At 35.7% G+C, this 21,372-nt stretch carries 23 protein-coding genes and 2 tRNA genes; 20 read left to right on the plus strand and 5 right to left on the minus strand.

Features of this window, described 5'->3' with window-relative positions; all coding sequences use genetic code 11:
* The first annotated feature begins 101 nt into the window (after positions 1-101).
* Positions 102-398 (plus strand): hypothetical protein, encoded by a 297-nt coding sequence (locus MM236_RS01200; RefSeq protein ID WP_241273099.1) that lies wholly within the window; start codon positions 102-104, stop codon positions 396-398.
* Positions 399-411: 13 nt separating this feature from the next.
* On the opposite strand, the gene MM236_RS01205 is transcribed toward MM236_RS01200, so the two are convergent.
* Together MM236_RS01205 and MM236_RS01210 are read right to left on the minus strand one after the other, a co-directional pair.
* Positions 412-903, minus strand: a complete 492-nt coding sequence (locus tag MM236_RS01205; RefSeq protein WP_241273100.1) for a hypothetical protein — start codon at positions 901-903, stop codon at positions 412-414.
* Positions 904-1,053: 150 nt separating this feature from the next.
* On the minus strand, positions 1,054-2,649 hold the full coding sequence (locus MM236_RS01210) for a tyrosine-type recombinase/integrase (protein ID WP_241273101.1): 1,596 nt from the start codon (positions 2,647-2,649) through the stop codon (positions 1,054-1,056).
* Positions 2,650-2,863: 214 nt separating this feature from the next.
* Between MM236_RS01210 and pyrG the strand changes: the two genes are divergently transcribed.
* From pyrG to lepB, 8 genes are all read left to right on the plus strand, one after another.
* Entirely contained in the window at positions 2,864-4,483 is a 1,620-nt protein-coding gene (pyrG, locus tag MM236_RS01215) for a CTP synthase (protein ID WP_241273102.1), read from the plus strand.
* 116 nt (positions 4,484-4,599) lie between these two features.
* On the plus strand, positions 4,600-6,396 hold the full coding sequence (gene yidC, locus MM236_RS01220) for a membrane protein insertase YidC (RefSeq protein ID WP_241273103.1): 1,797 nt from the start codon (positions 4,600-4,602) through the stop codon (positions 6,394-6,396).
* Positions 6,397-6,607: 211 nt separating this feature from the next.
* Positions 6,608-7,291, plus strand: a complete 684-nt coding sequence (locus MM236_RS01225) for a metal-dependent hydrolase (RefSeq protein ID WP_241273104.1) — start codon at positions 6,608-6,610, stop codon at positions 7,289-7,291.
* A gap of 9 nt (positions 7,292-7,300) precedes the next feature.
* Complete coding sequence (locus MM236_RS01230) at positions 7,301-8,080, plus strand: ParA family protein (protein WP_241273105.1); 780 nt, start codon at positions 7,301-7,303, stop codon at positions 8,078-8,080.
* Positions 8,081-8,092: 12 nt separating this feature from the next.
* A complete protein-coding gene (locus MM236_RS01235; protein ID WP_241273106.1) occupies positions 8,093-9,007 on the plus strand; it encodes a ParB/RepB/Spo0J family partition protein in 915 nt (304 codons plus the stop codon).
* A gap of 51 nt (positions 9,008-9,058) precedes the next feature.
* Positions 9,059-9,610, plus strand: coding sequence for a DUF5683 domain-containing protein (locus MM236_RS01240; protein WP_241273107.1), 552 nt, complete (start codon positions 9,059-9,061; stop codon positions 9,608-9,610).
* A gap of 3 nt (positions 9,611-9,613) precedes the next feature.
* Positions 9,614-10,336: a 4-hydroxy-tetrahydrodipicolinate reductase gene (gene dapB, locus MM236_RS01245; protein WP_241273108.1), complete on the plus strand. Its 723-nt coding sequence runs from the start codon at positions 9,614-9,616 to the stop codon at positions 10,334-10,336.
* Positions 10,337-10,350: 14 nt separating this feature from the next.
* Positions 10,351-11,427, plus strand: a complete 1,077-nt coding sequence (gene lepB, locus MM236_RS01250; protein WP_241273109.1) for a signal peptidase I — start codon at positions 10,351-10,353, stop codon at positions 11,425-11,427.
* 683 nt (positions 11,428-12,110) lie between these two features.
* Here lepB and ung read toward each other — a convergent pair.
* Positions 12,111-12,773: a uracil-DNA glycosylase gene (gene ung / locus MM236_RS01255; RefSeq protein WP_241273110.1), complete on the minus strand. Its 663-nt coding sequence runs from the start codon at positions 12,771-12,773 to the stop codon at positions 12,111-12,113.
* 76 nt (positions 12,774-12,849) lie between these two features.
* Between ung and apaG the strand changes: the two genes are divergently transcribed.
* Together apaG and MM236_RS01265 are read left to right on the plus strand one after the other, a co-directional pair.
* A complete protein-coding gene (apaG, locus tag MM236_RS01260; RefSeq protein ID WP_241273111.1) occupies positions 12,850-13,236 on the plus strand; it encodes a Co2+/Mg2+ efflux facilitator ApaG/CorD in 387 nt (128 codons plus the stop codon).
* A gap of 1 nt (position 13,237) precedes the next feature.
* Positions 13,238-14,020, plus strand: coding sequence for an O-methyltransferase (locus MM236_RS01265; RefSeq protein ID WP_241273112.1), 783 nt, complete (start codon positions 13,238-13,240; stop codon positions 14,018-14,020).
* Here the strand turns inward: MM236_RS01265 and MM236_RS01270 are convergent.
* Positions 14,017-14,610 carry a class I SAM-dependent methyltransferase gene (locus MM236_RS01270; RefSeq protein ID WP_241273113.1) on the minus strand — a complete coding sequence of 198 codons (594 nt, stop codon included), beginning with the start codon at positions 14,608-14,610 and terminating at the stop codon, positions 14,017-14,019. The genes MM236_RS01265 and MM236_RS01270 overlap by 4 nt on opposite strands.
* 41 nt (positions 14,611-14,651) lie before the next feature.
* Between MM236_RS01270 and MM236_RS01275 the strand changes: the two genes are divergently transcribed.
* The 4 genes from MM236_RS01275 (at position 14,652) to rplI (ending at position 17,101) form a co-directional block, all read left to right on the plus strand.
* Positions 14,652-15,572, plus strand: a complete 921-nt coding sequence (locus tag MM236_RS01275; RefSeq protein WP_241273114.1) for a DUF8428 domain-containing protein — start codon at positions 14,652-14,654, stop codon at positions 15,570-15,572.
* Positions 15,573-15,995: 423 nt separating this feature from the next.
* Positions 15,996-16,364, plus strand: a complete 369-nt coding sequence (rpsF, locus tag MM236_RS01280) for a 30S ribosomal protein S6 (RefSeq protein WP_241273115.1) — start codon at positions 15,996-15,998, stop codon at positions 16,362-16,364.
* Positions 16,364-16,615, plus strand: coding sequence for a 30S ribosomal protein S18 (gene rpsR, locus MM236_RS01285; RefSeq protein WP_241273116.1), 252 nt, complete (start codon positions 16,364-16,366; stop codon positions 16,613-16,615). The genes rpsF and rpsR overlap by 1 nt, the downstream gene beginning before the upstream one ends.
* Positions 16,616-16,657: 42 nt before the next feature.
* Entirely contained in the window at positions 16,658-17,101 is a 444-nt protein-coding gene (rplI, locus tag MM236_RS01290; RefSeq protein ID WP_241273117.1) for a 50S ribosomal protein L9, read from the plus strand.
* Positions 17,102-17,159: 58 nt separating this feature from the next.
* On the opposite strand, the gene MM236_RS01295 is transcribed toward rplI, so the two are convergent.
* Positions 17,160-17,408 (minus strand): hypothetical protein, encoded by a 249-nt coding sequence (locus MM236_RS01295; protein ID WP_241273118.1) that lies wholly within the window; start codon positions 17,406-17,408, stop codon positions 17,160-17,162.
* 282 nt (positions 17,409-17,690) lie between these two features.
* Here MM236_RS01295 and trhA point away from each other — a divergent pair, with 282 nt between their 5' ends.
* From trhA to MM236_RS01320, 5 genes are all read left to right on the plus strand, one after another.
* A complete protein-coding gene (gene trhA, locus MM236_RS01300; protein WP_241273119.1) occupies positions 17,691-18,329 on the plus strand; it encodes a PAQR family membrane homeostasis protein TrhA in 639 nt (212 codons plus the stop codon).
* A gap of 153 nt (positions 18,330-18,482) precedes the next feature.
* A tRNA-Gln gene (locus MM236_RS01305) sits at positions 18,483-18,555 on the plus strand.
* A gap of 401 nt (positions 18,556-18,956) precedes the next feature.
* Complete coding sequence (locus MM236_RS01310; RefSeq protein WP_241273120.1) at positions 18,957-19,136, plus strand: BF3379 family histone-like protein; 180 nt, start codon at positions 18,957-18,959, stop codon at positions 19,134-19,136.
* 332 nt (positions 19,137-19,468) lie between these two features.
* Positions 19,469-19,545, plus strand: a tRNA-Pro gene (locus MM236_RS01315).
* A 539-nt stretch (positions 19,546-20,084) separates the two neighbouring features.
* The gene (locus MM236_RS01320; RefSeq protein WP_241273121.1) at positions 20,085-21,194 is read left to right on the plus strand and encodes a glycoside hydrolase family 43 protein; all 1,110 of its coding nucleotides are present in this window, start codon (positions 20,085-20,087) and stop codon (positions 21,192-21,194) included.
* Positions 21,195-21,372 lie beyond the last annotated feature (178 nt).

Genomic DNA, 21,372 nt, shown 5'->3' on the forward strand with positions numbered 1-21,372 from the left:
TTTTTTACTAAGATAAAAAAACGAATGAAAAATTAGTTAAAACTTTAATAAGAATTTGATTTTTTTCGCTAAAATTACGAATTCCTAAAAACTAATAAAATATGAAATATTTTGAAGCAATAGCATATAGAGAAAAAAACCTGCATTTAATTGGTCAGGATTATCAAGGTAATAAAATTAAAGAAATTACTATTTACCCCAGAGAAGAAAGCCTACTTAATGAATTTTTAAGCATATATATTACAAACAATTTTGACCCAAAATTTCCAGCAACTCTATTTGATTCTGAAAATTATGGGTTATTAATACATTGTGTAGAACCAACAGTTGAATTTGCTTATTGTGATATTTCTGATTTAGGTACTGCATACAAGATTGAACTACCAGAAGGATATTAAAAATTAATAGGGTTTAATTAACCCCATTACACTTTAATTTACATAAAAACACACTAGTGTAATCAAGAAACAAAATATAAAATAGTTTTCTATTTTGTTTTTCATTTTCAATACCTTCTTTCATTTTAATATAATTATTTAAAAATAAATTAAACCAGTATTCATTATCTAAGTCAAAATGTAAGTCAGAAAGATTAATGACTTTTGATATTTCATTAGAATAAGGATTTTTAAATTTTAATCTTACATTTTTCTCATCTAAAAATAATATTTTAAAATACCACTTCTTATTATTTAACCCTTCTTTAATTTCAAATATAACATCTCCATTATTACTATATCTAAATGTTTTTATTTCATCCGTGAAAGTCCTTTCAAATTCATACCCAATTGCTTTTAACTGTTTGAATATTTCTTCAGTTTTTTCACAAAACTCTTTTCTACTTTTTGAAATTCTATTTGTTTGAATTTCTAATTCATTAATTAAATCAACAATTTTTTCCATTGCTTTTGTTTTTTCTTAAATGTCTCACAACAATTAAGGAGATAAAAAATAATAAAAGCAAGCCAAGGTATTATTTTACATAAAAAAATATCAGTTTCTTCTTTTCATTGGTCACAAATTAAGATTAAAAATTCAAAATAATAAAGGGGTTTAATTAACCCCTTTTTGTTTGATTCTGTATATACCTTTTTTAATCATTCTAACCACTTTTTTATCATCTGATAATGTTACTTCATTTTTAAACAAAAACCTGTTAGAATCAAGATTGTATATACTTCCTTCTATTTTATACTTATTATCCAATTCCAGCACTTTGATTTCTTCTTTACCCTTTGTATTAAATTCATTATACATTCCAGTTAATTCAATTATCAGATTAGAATATGATAAAACTATATCGGTATCATCAAGATTATAAAGGGTGAAATCTTTGATTGAATTATCTGTTTCAATATTCTTAATAACTGATTCACCACCTATTTTTAAATCAACTACATAATCTAAAAGATTGTCAATGTTCAAACCTAAATACCTTACAGTATCTTCAATGCTTGAATGGTGAAGAAATTTACTAGCAATGTAAATATTATTGGTATGGTTATAAATCAGTGTACCAAATGTTTTTCTCGCTGAATGGCTTGAAATCTTTTCCGAAAGCTTAAATACACTTAATTGATTAGTATCATAGTTGTATTCTGTGATATCCCTATCATTTATAAATTTATTAATGTAATATCTTACAACTGTAGATTCAAATGATGTTTTGGCAGTTTTATCCTTTTTATCCTTAAAACTGTAAAATTCATAATTAAGCTTACTTGCAATCACTTTTGCTTGCTCAAACAATGGTATTTCAACTTTCTTTTTTGTCTTGGTGGAATAGAATGTAAGTTTATCACCTTCAAATGATTTTGAATGCAAATTAGCCAATTCGGATATTCTTAAACCTGTAAAGCTTCTCAATAGAAATTTACCCAAAGCATTTAAATACGTTGGTTTTTCCGTTAGTTTGTCATTGATGTAATAAGTGTAAAGAATATTCAACTCATTTATATCTAAATGTGATATTTCCCTATCATCTGCTTTATTATCTTTATTAAGGTTAACCTTTAACCTATTGATGTTTGTTTTATTTACTGTGTTATACCAGTTGATTACAGCATTTATTTTTTCAATCTTATTTACAACTGTACCAGCTCTATTGATTTTTTTAACCTTACCATTAATAGTTAATTCAGTTTTAAGAAAATCAACAAAATTATTTCTAAAATTATCTGCATTGTGTTCAATGTAATCTACAGTAACTTTATACTTATTATAGGCTTCATAATCCTCAATTGATTTACCTGTATATTCATAAGCTTCAATAGCTGATTCACTTTTACACTTTTCATCCCTGTATTTATAAACCCAATAAACCAAAGAATCAGATTCAACTTTTATGTATTGAATTTTCTTATTTTCCTTAATGGATTTGATTAATTCACCAATATCATCTGAAGTTGGTTCTGGATTGATTTTTAAAAGCTTATAATATTCATCCTCTATCAATTTAAGCTTTTTGTTTATTCTATCAGATTCAGGATGTTTTTTTAAAATAACTTGACTAGCTTGGTTAAATAGGCTTTCATCAACTTTTTCACCGATTCTTTTTTTAATCAATTTACCTTTTACGTATGTGATAAATGCAATGGCTTTGAGATTATTATTATCTTTGTGCCCATCAAGAAAGTAATGGTTATTCATATTATTACAGTTTACTTATGTGTTTATTACACCTGCAAGGTAAGAATTAAATCTTCAGTTCCAAAAATGTGTAATAATTAACTGTAATAAACAATCAAAAAACAGCTAAAAAAACAAGGGGTACAACGTTTAAAAAGCCTGTTTAAACCATTTAAAGGCTTATGATTCTTTGTACCCCATAGGAATCACAATAAATTATATCCGCACTATTCTTATGGGTTCATCCACCAAATACATCTTTATTACAGGAGGCGTCACCTCTTCATTGGGAAAAGGCATCATTGCAGCTTCTTTGGCTAAATTATTACAAGCTAGGGGCTTCTCTGTAACTATTCAAAAATTCGATCCATACCTCAACATTGATCCAGGAACTCTCAACCCTTACGAACATGGTGAATGCTATGTTACTGAAGATGGAGCTGAGACGGATTTGGATTTGGGACACTACGAAAGATTCCTAGATACACCAACTTCTCAAGCGAATAATGTCACTACGGGAAGAATTTACAACAATGTAATTACCAAAGAACGTAAAGGTGAGTTTCTTGGAAAAACTGTTCAAGTAATCCCTCACATCACAGACGAAATCAAGAGGAATTTTTTCAAACTAGGTGAAGATGGACAATTTGATGTCGTTATCACCGAAATCGGCGGTTGTGTCGGTGATATTGAATCATTGCCATTCATTGAAGCAGTAAGACAAGCTAAATGGGATCTTGGCCAAAACAATTTTTTGGTTATTCATTTGACTCTGATTCCATTCTTGGCAGCAGCAAAAGAACTTAAAACCAAACCTACCCAACATTCTGTAAAGCAATTGCTGGAAGCAGGGATTCAACCTGACATTTTAGTGTGTAGAACAGAGTATCACCTTCCTCAGGAAGTAAAGAAAAAACTGGCGCTATTCTGCAATGTTCAACTCAATTGTGTCATTGAAGCAATGGATGCCTCTACGATTTATGATGTGCCTTTGTTGATGAAAAAAGAGAAGTTGGACGAGAGGGTGATGAGCAAATTAAAGCTGACTTCCAAAACCAACACAGACCTTGAGCAATGGAAGGATTTCTTGGGAAGGTTAAAAAACCCAACGCAAGAAGTCAATATTGGTTTGGTTGGAAAATATGTATCTCTTCCAGATGCCTACAAATCCATCATAGAAGCCTTTATCCATGCTGGAGCTGCTTCGGAATGTAAAGTAAATCTCACATTGATTTCATCAGAAGAACTCCATGCTGATTCGATTCCAAAAAAACTTGAAGGGTTGGACGGTGTAGTAGTTGCCCCAGGATTTGGAGAGAGGGGATTGGAAGGAAAAATCGAAGCTGTAAGGTTTGTGCGTGAAAACAACATTCCATTCTTTGGGATTTGTTTGGGCATGCAGGTAGCAGTAATCGAATTTGCAAGAAATGTCTTAGGACTGGAAAAAGCCAACAGCACGGAAATGGATCCTGAATCTCCTGATCCCGTAATTGGCTTGATGGAAGATCAGAAAAACATCGAACTATTGGGAGGAACCATGAGATTAGGATCTTTCCCATGTGAATTGAAAAAAGGAAGTAAAGCATACCAAGCTTACGGAAAAGCCAAAATCAACGAGCGTCATAGACATCGATATGAGTTCAACAACGCTTACCTGAACAAATTCGAAGAAAGCGGAATGTTTGCATCTGGAATCAACCCTGATACAGAATTGGTAGAAATCATGGAAATAAAAAATCACCCATGGTTTGTGGGCGCTCAGTTCCATCCAGAGTACAAAAGTACAGTACTTACCCCTCACCCATTATTCGTAAGATTTATTAAAGCAACAATAGAAAATAAAAAGACAAAATAAATCCTCCTATATTTGTCGAAAATTGCATGATAACCCAAAGGAATGTTTTGGAATTGTCTTTCCAATTTATCCTTTGTGTTACCTTTGCTTTTGAATAGACAGTTTAATTTAAAATTATGGATAGAAACCAAGCGACAGGACTGATCCTTTTCGCAGCAGTAATTCTGGTGTATTCGATTTTCTTCACCAGTCCTCCCGAGCCCCAACTTCAAGAACCTACAGGTGAAGTAATCTCATCAGTTCAGGGAAATCCCACTGAAAACATTACACAAGAAGTGGAAGAAGTCGACAGCCTTCAAGACCTCAAAGCACAGATCCAATATGGCGTTTTCGCTTCTTTGGTAAAAGGCAACGAGTCTGAAGTGACTTTAGAAAACGATAAAATGATCGTAACCTTTTCTACAAAAGGTGCTGAAATCAAACAAGTCGAGTTAAAAGAGTATAAAACTTGGGATCAAAGACCTTTGATCTTGATGGATAATGAGAGTTCAGATCTCTCTTATCAAATCAACACAACAAAAGGAAGCCTGAGTTTGAATGAATTCTATTTCACAGCAAATACCAGTACTTCCCAAGTGGATGGCGAGTCTGTACCCACAATAGAGTTTACAGCTCAGACTAGCAGCGGTAAGATCACCAGAAGCTACAGTCTTCCAAATGAATCTTATGTATTGACAAAAAAATTGGCACTTGACGGCTTGACTTCCCAACTGGTGGATAGCAACATCAATATCATTTGGGATGCTAAATTGCTCCGTCAGGAAGAAGACATCGAAGAATCTAGGAGAAAAACCAACATAAATTTCTATAAATCATCTGAAAAGTATGATTACCTAAGCCAATCCAAAGACGAGACTTCAGAGCAAGTGTCTGAACCATTGAAATGGGTTTCTTACAGTCAAAGGTTTTTTACATCGGGGATTATTGCCGGAAATCAATTCAATTCAGGAAGTCTTGAGCAGGTCACTCCACAAGACACCCTTTCTGTAAAAAACATGAAGTCAACACTTGCCCTTCCCTTGGAAAATGGGAAAGCAGAATTGAGTTATTATTTTGGACCAAACAATTACAAAGTATTGAAGAAAATCACTCCAGGTTTTGAAAACAACGTGGACATGGGGTACTTCTTTGTAAGCTGGGTCAATAAATACATCATTGTGAATTTGTTCCATTTTCTGGAAAAATTCTTTAGCAATTATGGTATCATCATTATCATCATCGTATTTATCATCAAACTGGCATTGTTCCCATTGACATACAAGTCATATGTAGGAATGGCCAAGATGAGGGTGATCAAACCCGAGATTGATGAATTGAAAGAGAAATACAAAGACGATCCTACCAAGCAACAACAAGAGCAAATGAAGCTTTTTGGTCAATTGGGTGTAAGCCCGATTTCAGGATGTCTTCCGATGCTATTGCAAATGCCTTTCTTATTTGCAATGTTCTTCTTTTTCCCTAACTCAATAGAGATGAGACAGGAATCATTCCTTTGGGCACATGACTTGTCCACTTACGATTCCTTTATCAAATTGCCATTTACGATTCCATTTTATGGATCCCACGTGAGTTTGTTCACCTTGTTGATGACTGTATCACAGATTGCATACACACATTTCAACAATCAGTTGACTGCCGCACAAGGCCCGATGAAAAACTTGGGTTACATCATGCCAATAGGTTTTATGTTCATCTTGAACTCATATCCTGCTGCTTTGAGTTTCTATTATTTTGTATCCAACATGGTGACATTTGGTCAGCAGGCATTGATCAAGTTGTTTGTAGATGACAAGAAAATTAGAGAAAAAGTAGATGCTAGCAAAGTAAAAAATGCCAACAAAAAGAAATCTAAGTTTCAGCAGAAACTAGAAGACGCAATGAAGGCTGCTGAGTCAAACAAAAAGAAGAAATAATCTAAAATATGATGCAATAAACATCAAAATCAAAAGGGAGTCTTGAATTGAGACTCCCTTTTTTTGGTTTTAAGTACAAAGAAAACAACTGTTACACTCTTAATTATCAAAATCTTAGCACTATCCACAATATGATGTGGAAAACAAATAATTTTGGGTAAGGATATAAATGATATATTTGTGTATCTCCGAAATAATTAAATCAAACAAGATGATTGAGCTAACTTACTATGGGCATTCTTCCTTTTTGGTAAAAATTAATGATAAAAAACTATTGTTTGACCCATTTATCCGTCCAAATTCAAAAGCTGCCAGTGTAAATGTTTCAGATATCAGGGCTGATTATGTATTGATCAGTCATGGCCATGAAGATCATGTTGCAGATGCAGAAGAAATCACAAAAAACTCCGACGCCACATTGGTTTCGAATTTTGAGATTGCTACATGGTTTTCCAAAAAAGGAATCCAAAAATACCACCCAATGAATCAAGGTGGTTCAAAGATTTTTGATTTTGGGAAACTCAAATATGTCAATGCCGTTCACAGCAGTACACTCCCTGATGGAAGTGGTGGAGGCTTGGCAGGTGGATTCATAGTAGAGCATTCGGAAGGCTGCTTTTACTTTGCCGGAGACACAGCCTTGACTTATGACATGAAATTGATTGCAGCAGAATTCAAGATTGACTTTGCCATCATGCCGATAGGTGATAATTTTACTATGGGAATAGAAGATGCAATTCGAGCGGCGGATTTTGTCGGAACAGACAAAATCATCGGCATGCACTACGACACCTTTCCTTACATTGAAATCGATTTGGAAGTTGCAAAAAAAGCAGCGCTTCAAGCCAAAAAAGAATTGATTTTGCTTAATATTGGAGAATCTATTACCCTTTGAATCTAGAGAATGGGAAAAGTAATTGCAATTGCAAACCAAAAAGGCGGAGTAGGTAAAACAACTACTGCCATGAATCTAGCCGCGAGTCTTGCGGTACTGGAATATAAAACACTTGTCATTGATGCAGATCCTCAGGCAAATACTACCTCTGGCCTTGGTCATGACCCAAAAGAAGTAAGTACCAGCATTTACGAATGCATGGTGGATGGGATCGATATAGAGACCATTATCCACAAAACCGACATGGAATTCTTGGATTTGGTTCCCTCTCATATTGATTTGGTAGGTGCTGAAGTCGAAATGATCAATTTGGAAAACAGGGAAGAAAAAATGAAAAGCGTAATTTCCAAAGTTAAGGAAAATTATGATTTCATAATCATTGACTGTTCCCCATCATTGGGTTTGATCACTATCAATGCCCTGACAGCTGCCAATTCCATAATTATTCCAGTTCAGTGTGAGTATTTTGCATTGGAAGGTTTGGGAAAATTACTGAATACCATCAAGATCATTCAGACTAGGTTGAATCCAGATTTGGAAATTGAAGGGATACTGCTCACAATGTACGATGTGAGGTTACGACTTTCGAATCAAGTAGTAGATGAAGTCAGAATGCATTTCAAAGAATTGGTTTTCAATACAATAATACCAAGAAATGTCCGTCTAAGTGAGTCTCCAAGCTTTGGTTTGCCAGTAATTGCGTTTGATGCAGATGGCAAAGGGGCAGTAGCTTACCTGAACTTGGCACACGAGATAGCCGCCAAAAACGGAAAAGAGAAAGTAAATTGATAATAGAGCGATATGGCAGATAAAAAACCTACACAAAAGAAGAATGCTTTGGGAAGAGGACTGGGTGCTTTACTCCAAGATTCACCACAGAAAACACAAAAAGAAGAACTGATACCCACTCCTGTCGCTGCTAGTATCAATGAAATTCCATTGACAGAAATACAAGTCAATCCTTATCAGCCACGAACACATTTTGACAAAGATGCACTTCAGGAGTTATCGGAGTCAATCATTGTTCAGGGAATCATTCAGCCAATTACTGTCAGAAAACTTGCTGATAATGAATATCAGTTAATATCAGGTGAAAGGAGATTTCAAGCTTCTAAACTCGCAGGCTTGGAAAGAATTCCTGCCTACATCAGAACTGCCAACGATCAGCAAATGCTGGAAATGGCATTGATCGAAAACATTCAGAGAGAAAACCTAAATGCCTTGGAAATTGCACAATCTTACCAAAGGCTACTAGCTGAATGTGATCTGAAGCAAGAGGAACTTGGTGACAGGGTTGGGAAAAATAGGACTACAGTCAATAATTACCTCAGATTACTGAAACTTCCACCGGATATTCAGGCAGGTATAAGAGATCAGGTGATCAGCATGGGACACGCCAGGGCATTGATCAATGTAGAAGATATAGACAAGCAATTGGCTATCTACCGAAAAACTGTAGTAGAAGAGCTCAGTGTCAGAAAAGTGGAAGCACTTGTCAAAGCACTGAATGATGCTGATGAAGATTCCAAAAAGAAAGCACCATCTTTGGATCCTGTCAGGAAATACGAAATAGGAAAAATCCAGCAGAGGCTCGCAAATCATTTTGGCTCCAAAGTTCAGCTAAAAGCAAACGATAAAAACAAAGGGGAAATAAAAATACCATTTGGTTCTGCATCCGATTTGAATCGAATATTGGAAATTTTGGAGATAATATAAGCAGTGAATCCACATAATACCCTTCCTCTAATGTCAAAAAAATGCTTGGCAATGGTTTTTAGAAAAACCATTGCTGTTTTTGTTTTACTGGCACTTTACCTAACACCTTCTTTTGCTCAGACCAGTGGAGATACTGTCACAATAGAACTCAATGAAAAACTTCCCAAAGACCCAAAAGTAGCAACCCTCCTTTCCGCAATCTTGCCCGGTGCAGGACAAGTTTACAATGAAAAGGTTTGGAAACTACCTATCATCTACGGAGGCTTTGCCACCAATCTTTATTTCATCGATTTCAATAACAGGAGATATCAACTATTCAGGGAGGAACTTGGTAAATTCGATGATGGTGCTCCAAATCTAAATTTCCCAAACATGAATAGAGATGCGTTGGCAAGAAACGTTGATTTCTGGAGAAGGAATAGGGATTTGAATTTCGTGGTATTTGGTCTGATTTATATTCTAAATATTGTCGATGCTCAAGTGGACGCACACCTTTCGGGCTTTGACATCAGTGATGACATCAGTTTGCTATGTGAACCGTCATACGAATCCCTTTATGCTGGCGGAGGTTTGGTTGGCGTATCATTAAAGTTAAAATTCTAAACTATGAACATATTAATCTTAGGCTATGGAAAAATGGGTAAAATCATCAGCGAAATAGCTGAATCCCGAGGACATTCCATCGCTGCAAAAATCAACATTGACAACAAAAGTGAACTGGATAATTTGGATCCAAAAACAGTAGATGTAGCGATTGAATTTTCCCAGCCAGAATCCGCTGTTGAAAATATCAAATGGGCGATCTCCAATGGCATTCCAATCGTCTCAGGAACTACAGGTTGGTTAAACCAAAAACCCGAATTAGATAAATTCACAATTTCAAATAATGGGGCATTCTTCTACGCTTCCAACTACAGCATCGGTGTCAATATTTTCTTCAAAGTAAATAAGTATCTTGCGAAGCTTATGGGTGAGCAGACAGATTACAATGTCAGCTTGGAGGAAATTCACCACACAGAAAAAAAAGATGCTCCAAGTGGGACTGCCATCACCTTGGCAGAAGGTATCATCGACCAAATTTCCAGAATAGAAAACTGGAAACTGTCCGATGAACTGATCAATAATGAACAGTCTTTGCCAATCATTGCCAAACGCATAGATCCTGCTCCAGGAACACATATTGTGCGCTATCAATCTGAAATCGACGATATTGAGATTATACATACTGCCCACAGCAGAAAAGGATTTGCACTTGGATCAGTTTTGGTAGCCGAATGGATTAAGGACAAAAAAGGTGTGCTATCTATGGATGATTTCCTATCTTTCTAAAATTTTTGAACAACATGACTAAAGAAAAAAAGAAAAAATCGGCAACCAGAGAATGGGTTGACGCCTTGGTATTTGCAGTAATCGCTGCAAGTTTGATCCGTTGGTTGCTCCTGGAGCCCTTCACCATCCCTACAGGATCAATGGAAAAATCACTTCTAGTGGGAGACTTCCTTTTTGTAAGTAAAATGCACTACGGAACCAGAATCCCTAAAACACCCCTTCAGGTACCGCTTACACACCAGAAAATTTGGGGCACAGAATTGAAATCATATTCAGATTTGATTCAGCTTCCATACTATAGACTGCCTGGTTTTACTTCTATCAAGAGAAATGACGTCGTGGTATTCAATTACCCAGCAGAATACGAATACCCAGTCGATCTGAAAACCAACTATATCAAAAGGGCAGTTGCAGTTCCCGGTGATGTCTTGGAAATCAAAAAAGGTCAGGTTTATATCAATGGCGCATTGGGTGACAATCCAGAGAAAATGCAGTTCTCTTATGATGTATTGACTGACAAAAATCTATCCATGGAATTTTTTGAAGAATATGGCATCAACAGAGACGGATACATTGCCTTTTCCAATGGTGTTGGATATTTGGTATGGACTACAGAAGAAATCGCAAAAAACCTTGAGAAATCGCCAGCAATAACCAATGTCACCAAGAGGTTAGACAGAGAAGATATGGGGGAATCCTCAATTTTCCCTGACGGTGCATATTTTGGATGGAACAAAGACAACTGGGGACCTCTGGAGATACCAGGAGAGGGAACTACCATCCAAATCAACGAAGAAACCATGGCCAAATACGCCTTCACAATAGAAAAATACGAAGGCCTCAAAAACATGGAAGTAAGAGACAACAAGCTGATCATCGATGGTAAGGAAGTAAGCAGCTATACTTTCAAGCAGAACTATTACTTCATGATGGGTGACAACAGACATGATTCTTTGGATTCAAGATACTGGGGTTTCGTACCAGAAGATCATGTAGTCGGAAAAGCATGGTTCCTATGGCTTTCACTTGACAAACACAAATCAATGTTCAGCAAAATCCGCTGGAACAGGTTCTTTAATGGAATAGATTAAGGGAAGTGAGAGGCGAGATACGAGAGGATGAGAAAAGATGTCACCTCGACGACAGGAGAGGTCTCGTCCCTGTTTGAAACTGGAAAGTTAAAATTGAAGTTGGGGTGTGAAATTCAGTATGAGATTTCTCCCCGTAATTCTACGGGGCAGGCTCCTTTAGTCGAAATGACTCGCCTATAAAACGAGAGGATATGTATAAAAAAAAATGTCAACTATTTTCAGGACGCGACAGACCGAAACAGAGACGTTAAAACCACGGAGTGGTTGAACTTCAAATAGCCCCGGGTCGCAACCCGGGGAATAATGATGACTAATAGAGACCACAACCCCGAAGTGGGTTGAACTTCTTCATTTAAAAGAAAAAATGTCAACTATTTTCAGGACGTGACAAAGAACCAAGAGGTAAGATGCAAGTACTAAGTCATATCGAACAAAGTGAGATATCTCCAATATTCTCGATATGACTAGTCTAAAATGATTAGGGAAGTAAAATCTATTAGACGTGAGATTTGAGATGTGAAACAAAGACGTGAGACCTTTGAGGTTTTATAAAACCTCGAAGGTCTTTAACTTTATCTAACTATAATTTTAAGAATGTAGCGAAGCTTTGATTATATATAGACCAAGCTATTTCGGAACGTAACATAAAAAACCCAAAAAGAGAGCCTAGGCTCTCTTTTTTGTTACCATTTTATCTCCTCCAAACCCTTTTCCTTTAGATATTGATTGGTTTTGGAAAAATGTCCACAACCTAAAAATCCCCTGTGGGCTGAAAGTGGACTGGGATGTGGAGCATGGAGTTTAAGGTGATTTGTTTCATCGATAAATGAAGCTTTCTTTTGGGCATAAGCTCCCCAAAGCATAAAAACCACATTGGATTTTTGTGCAGCTATCTCCTTGATTACCGCATCTGTGAAATCCTCCCAACCTTTCTTTTGATGCGAACCCGCTTCATGTGCCCTGACTGTCAGCGTCGCATTGAGCAGAAGGACACCTTGATCCGCCCAGCGGGTAAGATTTCCATTGGAAGGCATAGACTGATCCAAATCTTTGTTGATTTCCTTGAAAATATTCAACAAACTTGGAGGAAATGGGACACCCTCCCTGACAGAAAAAGACAATCCATGGGCTTGTCCCGGACCATGATAAGGATCTTGACCCAAGATCACTACCTTGACCTTGTCAAATGGGCAATGGGCAAAAGCATTGAAGATCTCACCACCCTTCGGAAAAATCTCATGATTGGCATATTCATTCTTTACAAAATTGATAAGTTCCTCGAAATAAGGTTTTTCAAATTCTTTTTTCAAAACTGATTTCCAACTTTCTTCAATTTTTACGTCCATTATATCTCTGATTTATTGTTGTGTTTTGGGTAGAATGATATAGATTTGCTAATAGTAGGTTCAAACCAATCCAATTATGGTCAGTGCTATTACAGAAGGTGTCAAAGTAAGCGTTGAAGTTACTTATCAACCAGAGTTCTCCAGTCCCCATCAGCAGCATTTTGTATTTACTTACAAGGTAAATATAGAAAACAACAGTCCTCATACCATACAATTGTTACGAAGAAAATGGGAAATTTTCGATGCAGGTGATGAAATGAAGATAGTGGAAGGTGATGGAGTGGTAGGGCAACAGCCTATACTTGAGCCAGGAGGATCCCATCAATATATTTCTGGATGTAACCTAAAATCCGGTTTGGGCAAAATGCGAGGCTCTTACATAATGGAAAAAATCCAAGATGGAAAAATCTTTCAAGTGACTATTCCTGAGTTTCAGATGATTTCCCAAATTTTCAACAATTGATTTGAGAAATAAAATTCACCCATTCCTTTCTTATTTGAAATATTGGCTGATTCAGGAGGATAAGTATGCAGTGCAATCACCTTCTGTTTACAATATTTATACTGGACTTCTCTCCTATTTGACCGAGAACAAACTCTCAGATTTGGATTTGGAGGGAATCAGAAACTCCCTTCTAAGAGACCATAGCAAATTGGAAATTGAAGATTTTGGAGCTGGATCCAAAAAACTCCAAAGCAACCTGAGAAAAACCTCCTCTGTTACAAAATACAGTACTTCCTCTAGAAAACACAGCCAACTCTACCAATATTTTTGCCAGCTTACCCCATCCGAGGTTGTATTGGAACTTGGTACTTGTGTTGGAATCAATTCCCGATACCTTTCCAGATCATGTCCAAAAGGTAAGCTTTATACTTTTGAAGGCTCAACATCTTTGTTCCGCAAAGCTCAAGAACATCAGGTTGAGCCGAATACTAGCTACATTTTAGGAAACCTTGACACAACATTAACCAACTTATTGAAGAAGGAAGAGAAAGTTGATTTCGCGTTGATTGATGCAACACACACATATAATGGCACCAAAAGCTATTTTGAGACTATTCTTCCTTACCTATCTGATCGCAGCATATTGGCAATTGCAGACATTCATTGGTCCAAAGAAATGGAAAGCATTTGGCAAGAAATAAAAAAACATCCCAAAGTTAGTCTCAATCTTGATTTCTACGAGTGTGGTATTGTGTTTTTTGATATGGCTTTGCCAAAAGAAAGCTATGTATTAAAATTTTAAACCTCTTTTTTCTTTAGAAGAATAAAAACCTCAGCACCTCTCCTAGGCGGAACTGAGTTGTAACAAGGTTCCAGAATTTTAATTTCAAAATGGTTTTCAAATATCGATTTATATAAATCTATGTCACCACCAAACGGAGGTCCTTCTTGTTCAAAGTACCTATTGAAAAGCACCCCCATCAAGACACCGTCCTTTTTCAGTAATTGATGCATTTTCTTCACATAGTCAATTCTTTGGCTGGGGGACAATGCACAGAAAAATGTTTGCTCAATGATCAGGTCATAATTACCTTGGTGCAAAAAAAAATCTTGGTGATGCAGGTTAGAAGGTGGAAAAGTAGGCTGATTTTCAATAAATTTATCCAAAGGATATTTGGATAAATCCAAAATATGTATGTTTTTGAAACCAAATTCTAATGCATAGGCAGCTTCGTGTGCGTTTCCTGCACCGGGTATCAAAACCTTGAGATCTTTATTTTCAATTTGGTCTAAATATTGCTTAATGGGGAAAGTAGCTTGCCCGACATCCCAGCCGATCTGATTTTGAAGATATCGAGAGGTCCAGTATTGCTCGTCCAGTGAAAGATTCATTATTATTTATTTAATTCGGTAAAAATACAAGGATATATATCATGAACACCAACTTTGAAAAGGAAAAACCAAAGAATTCCGAAAAAGGAAAAAACATACTAATAATCGTTTTGATTATCCTGGTTATAATCAGTGGGATCAAACTTTATTCGGATTCGGTGGACCGAAGCAAAAAATCAGAGGAAATCTTGATTTTATCCGAGGAAAACAATGAAATCAATAAAAGGTTGGATTCTGTTACTTATCAACTTGATTTACGAATCCAAGAAATCGAAAAACTTGGAGGAGATATCAGTTCTTTGGAAGAGATACGTGAGCAGCTTATCTCAGAACGTAACTCAAACAAAAAGAGAAGTACTGAGGAGATTAATGCATTGAACAACAAAATCAACTCGTTTACCAGCGTACTTCAGGAAAAAGACAAGGAAATCGTAAAACTACGCGAAGTTAACCAACAACTTTTTGCAGAGAATGAAGACTTGAAGTCAAGCCAAGCAGAGATTGAGGAAAAAGTCGTCAAGCTCAACATGAAGACTGAGGAACTGGAAGAAAAAGTCAGCATTGCTGGAAGATTGAAAGCCGAAAACATCCTAATCGCTGCTGTAAATTCCCGCGGTAAAGAAAGAGAAGACGGTTTTCGAAACAGACAATTAGAAAGATTAAAGATTTCATTCAATATTGCTGATAATAAAGTTGCAGAAAAAGGACCAAGAGATATATATGTACAGATAATTGCTCCGAACAACCAGCCAATATTTGACATTGCGAGAGGCTCTGGAACATTTATGATAGATGGAAGAGAGGAGTTTTACACTGTTCAGCAAGACATTCTTTTTGACAATACCCAGCAATCCCTGACCTACTTTTATGAAAAAGGGAGCAAATACAATTCAGGGAAATACGAAGTAAGAATCTATGCTGATAATTATCAGATTGGAAAAGGAAGTTTTGAAGTAAAATAAAAAAGGGGGATTTTATCTTTCTGGGATATATTATTAAGCTAATATGATTATCCGGTTGTGTACCAGTACGTATATTAAAACATATAAATCATGCTGATAATCGTCAACAGACAACGGTTTATGGTCAACTGCAGATGGATTTGAACTGAATACATTATATTAAGTGGCTACTTGTAAGTAGGCGGATATACATATAAGCTGATAGTAAAAAGACCTGATGGGAGTAATTCCGTCAGGTCTTTGCTTTTGGAATGTCTTTAGCTTCAATACTCAATATTTTTTGTTTTTTAATGATTAAATCTAACTACGAAAGTTATTTTATGTGACAAACATGAATTTAAAATAGAACAAAGATTGGATAAAAGCGAATAAAACTCTAATTTTGCGGTCTGTTTAAATAAAATACAATTAAACAATAAAAAAATGTTCCAAAAAAATTATGAAACGGTATTCATACTAACTCCCGTTTTGTCTGATGTTCAGATGAAGGATACCGTAGACAAGTTTGTAAACTTGTTAAAAGAGCAGGGGGCAGAAATCGTAAATGTTGAAAATTGGGGTCTTAAGAAAATGGCTTATGCTATTCAGAAAAAAAGCACCGGTTTCTACGTTTTGATCGAATTCAAAGCTGAGCCAACTTTGATCAAGAAGTTTGAGCTTGAAATCAGAAGAGACGAGAAAGTATTGCGCTTCTTGACTACAGTATTTGATAAGCATTCACTAGCTTATGCTGAAAAAAGAAGAAAAGGTGAATTTAACAAAAAAGCTGAAGCTAAGGAGGAGCAAGCCTAATGACACTAAGAAACGAACCAATCAATAGAGTAGAGAATAGAAAGAAATATTGTCGATTCAGAAAGAACGGCATTAAGTATATTGACTACAAAGATCCTAACTTCCTTTTGAAGTTTGTGAACGAGCAAGGAAAAATCCTTCCAAGAAGATTGACCGGTAACTCTGCGAAATTCCAGAGAAAAGTGGCTAACGCTATCAAGAAAGCAAGACACTTGGCATTATTGCCATTCGTAGCTGATGGGTTGAAATAATCCATACCTGATCGATTATTTACAAATTAAAAATTTATCAAAATGGAAGTTATCTTAAGAACAGATATAAAAGGTTTAGGATACAAGAATGATCTTGTAGCTGTAAAACCTGGATATGGCAGAAACTACCTTATCCCTCAGGGATTTGCTGTTTTGGCTACACAATCCAACAAAAGAATTCTTGCTGAAAACATCAAGCAAGCAGCTCACAAAGCTGAAAAAGTAAAAACTGAAGCAGAAGCTATCGCAACGAAGCTTTCTAGCCTTACATTGGAAATCAAAGCCAAAATCGGTGAGTCTGGAAAGATCTTCGGGAAAGTTACTACACTTCAGATCTCTGACGCTTTGGCAAACCAAGGTATTGAGATCGACAGAAAGAAAATTTCAATCAATGTCCCTGTACAAACAGCAGGAGAATTTGAAGCTGAAGTTGATCTTCATAGAGAAGTGAAAAGCAACGTTAAGTTTGTTGTTGTAGCTGAATAGTCTAAACGCTCAAAATCAAAAAAGGCTTTCTCTTGCGGGAAAGCCTTTTTTTAATGCTTTAATTTGTTGTGATCTTCTCTAAGTCTTCGATAAGTTTCTTAGATACAGCTTTTGAATTCTCTTCTCTTTTTGCCTTCAAAAGTCCTAAGGCTTCCTTACTTTTTTCTATAACTCCCTCTGGATTATTGTCGAATTCATAACTTTTCCAGCACCAACTCAATTCAGCATGAAGCTTTTCATCAAGTTTCAGTTTCTCTAATTTCTCTAGGGTGCTAACCACCGTTTTTTCTAGATTTTTGATTGCCATTTTCCTAACTTAAATAAGATTATAAAATAAATACCTCAACAAATTAGCGTAGAATATTTTGAAATAGCAAAATTGTAATATATTTATTAACAGTATCTTAATAGAATAACTACAAATAAATCAAAAACAGTTTGCCAAATCTAAATCAAAAACGTCTATATGAACTACAAATTAGGCAAATGGTATGAAAGTAAGCGGATAGTCATAAAACACAATTAAAATCATCCTCAATAAACAAAAGTGACAAAACAATCAAGACTTCAAAGAATTCAAATTGCCAGCATGGAAAGAAAACAGACATTACAAGAAGAATTTGCAAATAGTATTAGCCACGGAATCGGCATATTGTTTAGTGTGGTAGCCATAGCGCTGTTAGTAACTTTCTCGGTATTGAATGGAACAGCTATTCATATAGTCAGCTGTAGCATCTTCGGAGGCTCTATCATGCTTTTATATACATTCTCTACCTTATATCATGCTGTCCAAGATGTAAAGGTAAAAGCTTGGCTTAGAACCTTAGACCATATAGGAATCTACTTTCTAATTGCCGGTACATATACACCATTTTTACTATTGGTTGTCGGAGGGACTTTAGGTTGGGTGTTTTTTACGATAATCTGGAGCTTGACAATCTTTGGGATCATTTACAAGACATTGTATTTCCATAAATTCAAAAAGGCATCACTGATCCTCTATTTGACTATGGGCTGGCTAGCGATATTTGTTGTCCAACCACTCTATCAGAACCTAAGCGCTACAGTCCTTTCCCTTATCGCATCCGGTGGTATAAGCTATACGATTGGGACAGTTTTCTACACCAAACGAAGTATGATGTTTGGACATACTATATGGCACTTATTCGTCCTAGCAGGTACAATTTTACATTTCATTGCCATAATGTTTTTGATTCAGGGTTTGTGAAAAGCTGAATGAAAAATAAATGATATTTTTCACCTTGAAATCTAGGGATTTAAGAAAAATAGCACAAAATCTTTTACCTTAGATTTGCATAAAATAGAAAGTACACCTACATTTGTGACACCTTAAAGAAGAGCAATCAACTGAAAGCGAAATTGGCCGATGGTGTAACTGGCAACACGTCTGGTTTTGGTCCAGAAGAGTCCAGGTTCGAGCCCTGGTCGGCCAACTTATTAATTATCAATCTGCGAAAGGGCGTTCTAAACGCCCTTTTTTGTTTTTATCCCACACCTAGATAGTAGCTAGTGATTTTTTGTAGTTAGGATTTCAACATGGTTACAACTTACCGAGCAAAGAAATCAATTTTCAACCTTCCGTTTCGCTTTCCAAGTACTCTAAATCATTCTTGAAACACCCATCATCCTAAAAATCTATCAAAGTAAAAAGCTATTCTATCATCAATTTCTTGGCTTGATTACCTATAATTCAAGTCAAATTCGATTATTATGTGCCTTTTTTTGACAAAATCTATGTTTTTGTTAAAATCCTTTATACGCATATATGGAATTAAGGAAATTTGGTTTTAAATTCAACTTTAGAAAAACAACTAAAATTTAAACGAAGTAAACTATGAGCAGATTTGAGACACTTAAATCAATGATTTCCGAAATGGAAGATGATTTCACTAAGTTTTATGAAAAAGGAAATAAAGCTGCAGGAACAAGAGTTAGAAACAGCATGAACGAAATCAAAAAACTTGCTCAGGAGATCAGAGTAGAAGTTACTGAAATCAAAAATTCAGCGAAATAATTTAAATAAGAACACCTTGAATTACTTCAAGGTGTTCTTATTTAAATTATTAGTATGTTCATATGCACACAAGTGTCTATATTTATTATTCATCTAATTTTGTTTTTGCCATTTTTTCCCTTGGCTATATTAATTTTATAAACCACATCTTTGAATCATTAAAGACAGTTAAATATTTTATTTTTTTAAGAATAATTCCGAGAATATATTACTGATAATTAACAGGTTAAACTTTAAATAAAAGTATTCATTAGGCTTTCCTTGCTACAAAGCATTGTATCAACGGAATCTTTTCCTACATTTGTGCTACGATTGATCAAAAAGTCAATTTTCGGGGTGTAGCGTAGCCCGGTATCGCGCCTCGTTTGGGACGAGGAGGTCGTAGGTTCGAATCCTGCCACCCCGACCAGCGTGAATTTTAATTCACGTAAAAGCATGTAAATCAAACGATTTACATGCTTTTTTTTTGTTTTTACCGATACAAAAAACACACATCTGATTTCAATAAAAACGAGACCAATTCGGTGAGCTAAATTAAGTGTTTTTAGTATCTGAAATATTACACTTTGGACATGAAGGGGCATTATAATTTGCGGAATTAGTCAACAGAAGACAGCACACGAGAACTTAAAATCGTTTATCCAACAACCTATTGTTTGGCTAGATCCAAGATAGAGGTTACACATATTAAATTTTCACTTTAGGAATCCAGTTGAACTAAAATCTTTACTAGTACTGCCACTTTAACATTGGTACTTTTGCAGTAAATCATGAGAAAATTTAAAATTTATTTAGTGAGAACAGTAAGAGTTTTCAATTTAGAAGCATAAGATTCTTGAAAATGTTATTAATAATATACTTGTCAAATATTATGGATTTTAATTTTGAAACCGATTTCATTTGTTATATTTTAGATTTTTGAAAATGAATCTAAAAATCATATAACCTATGAACCTAAAATCATCAAAACCTATTTTAGCTCTATCAGCCGCTGCAGCGTTAATATTTTCTGCATGTGGGAACCAACAAAATTCTGAAGAAACAGAAGAAGTCAAAATTGAAGAAACTACACAAAGCAAATTTCTTTCAGAACCATTGATAAGCCATATCTATACAGCAGACCCATCTGCGCATGTTTTCAATGGCAAAATATACATTTATCCATCACATGATGTAGAGTCAGTAGTCGAAGAAGACGACTCTGGAGCGCATTTCAACATGAGAGATTACCATGTATTCAGCATGGAAACGATAGACTCCGAACCTAAGGATCATGGTCTAGCGCTCGATGTGGATGATGTACCATGGGCCAAAAGACAAATGTGGGCTCCTGATGCAGCTGAAAAAGACGGTAAATTTTATCTTTATTTTCCAGCAAAAGACCATGATGATATTTTTAGGCTTGGCGTGGCTGTGAGCGACAAGCCTGAGGGCCCTTTTGAGGCACAGCCAGAACCAATGAAAGGTTCTTTCAGCATTGACCCTGCTGTGTTTCAAGATGGAAATGAATACTATATTTATTGGGGTGGAATCTGGGGTGGACAGCTGCAAAAGTGGAGAACAGGCGAATACCTATCTACTGGAGACTCTCCCTATGACGACGAACCTGCCGATGATGAACCAGCTATCAGCCCAATGATTGCCAAACTTAGCAATGATATGCTCGAATTTGGGGAAGCGCCAAAAGAAATAAAGATCCTTGACAAAGATGGATCACCGATTTTGGCTGGAGACCATGAAAGAAGATTCTTTGAAGCAGCTTGGGTTCACAAATACAACGACAAATACTACTTCTCCTACTCTACCGGCGACACACATAATATAGCTTATGCTATCGGTGACTCTCCATATGGACCATTTACTTACCAAGGAGTGATCTTAAAACCTGTTCAAGGATGGACAAATCATCACTCTATAGTAGAAGTAGATGAAAAATGGTACATCTTTTACCATGATACCGAGCTTTCAGGTGAAACACATTTGAGAAATTTAAAAATGACGGAAATGACCCATAATGCAGATGGGACTATCGAAATGATTGAGCCAATTTTGAAGTAAATGATTTTCATAAAATCTGCCAATTGTCAATACTATCATTTGCTGTATAGAAAATCAGTTATTGATTATGAGATGATCGTATAGATGCATAAAAAAAGAAAATATACGTTTAAAACTGACTAAGGATTCACACAACAAAAGGCCCTTCCAAATTAACTGGAAGGGCTTTTTATTAGAT

It is taken from the genome of Belliella calami (genome assembly GCF_022549695.1).
Taxonomy (GTDB): Bacteria; Bacteroidota; Bacteroidia; order Cytophagales; family Cyclobacteriaceae; genus Belliella; species Belliella calami.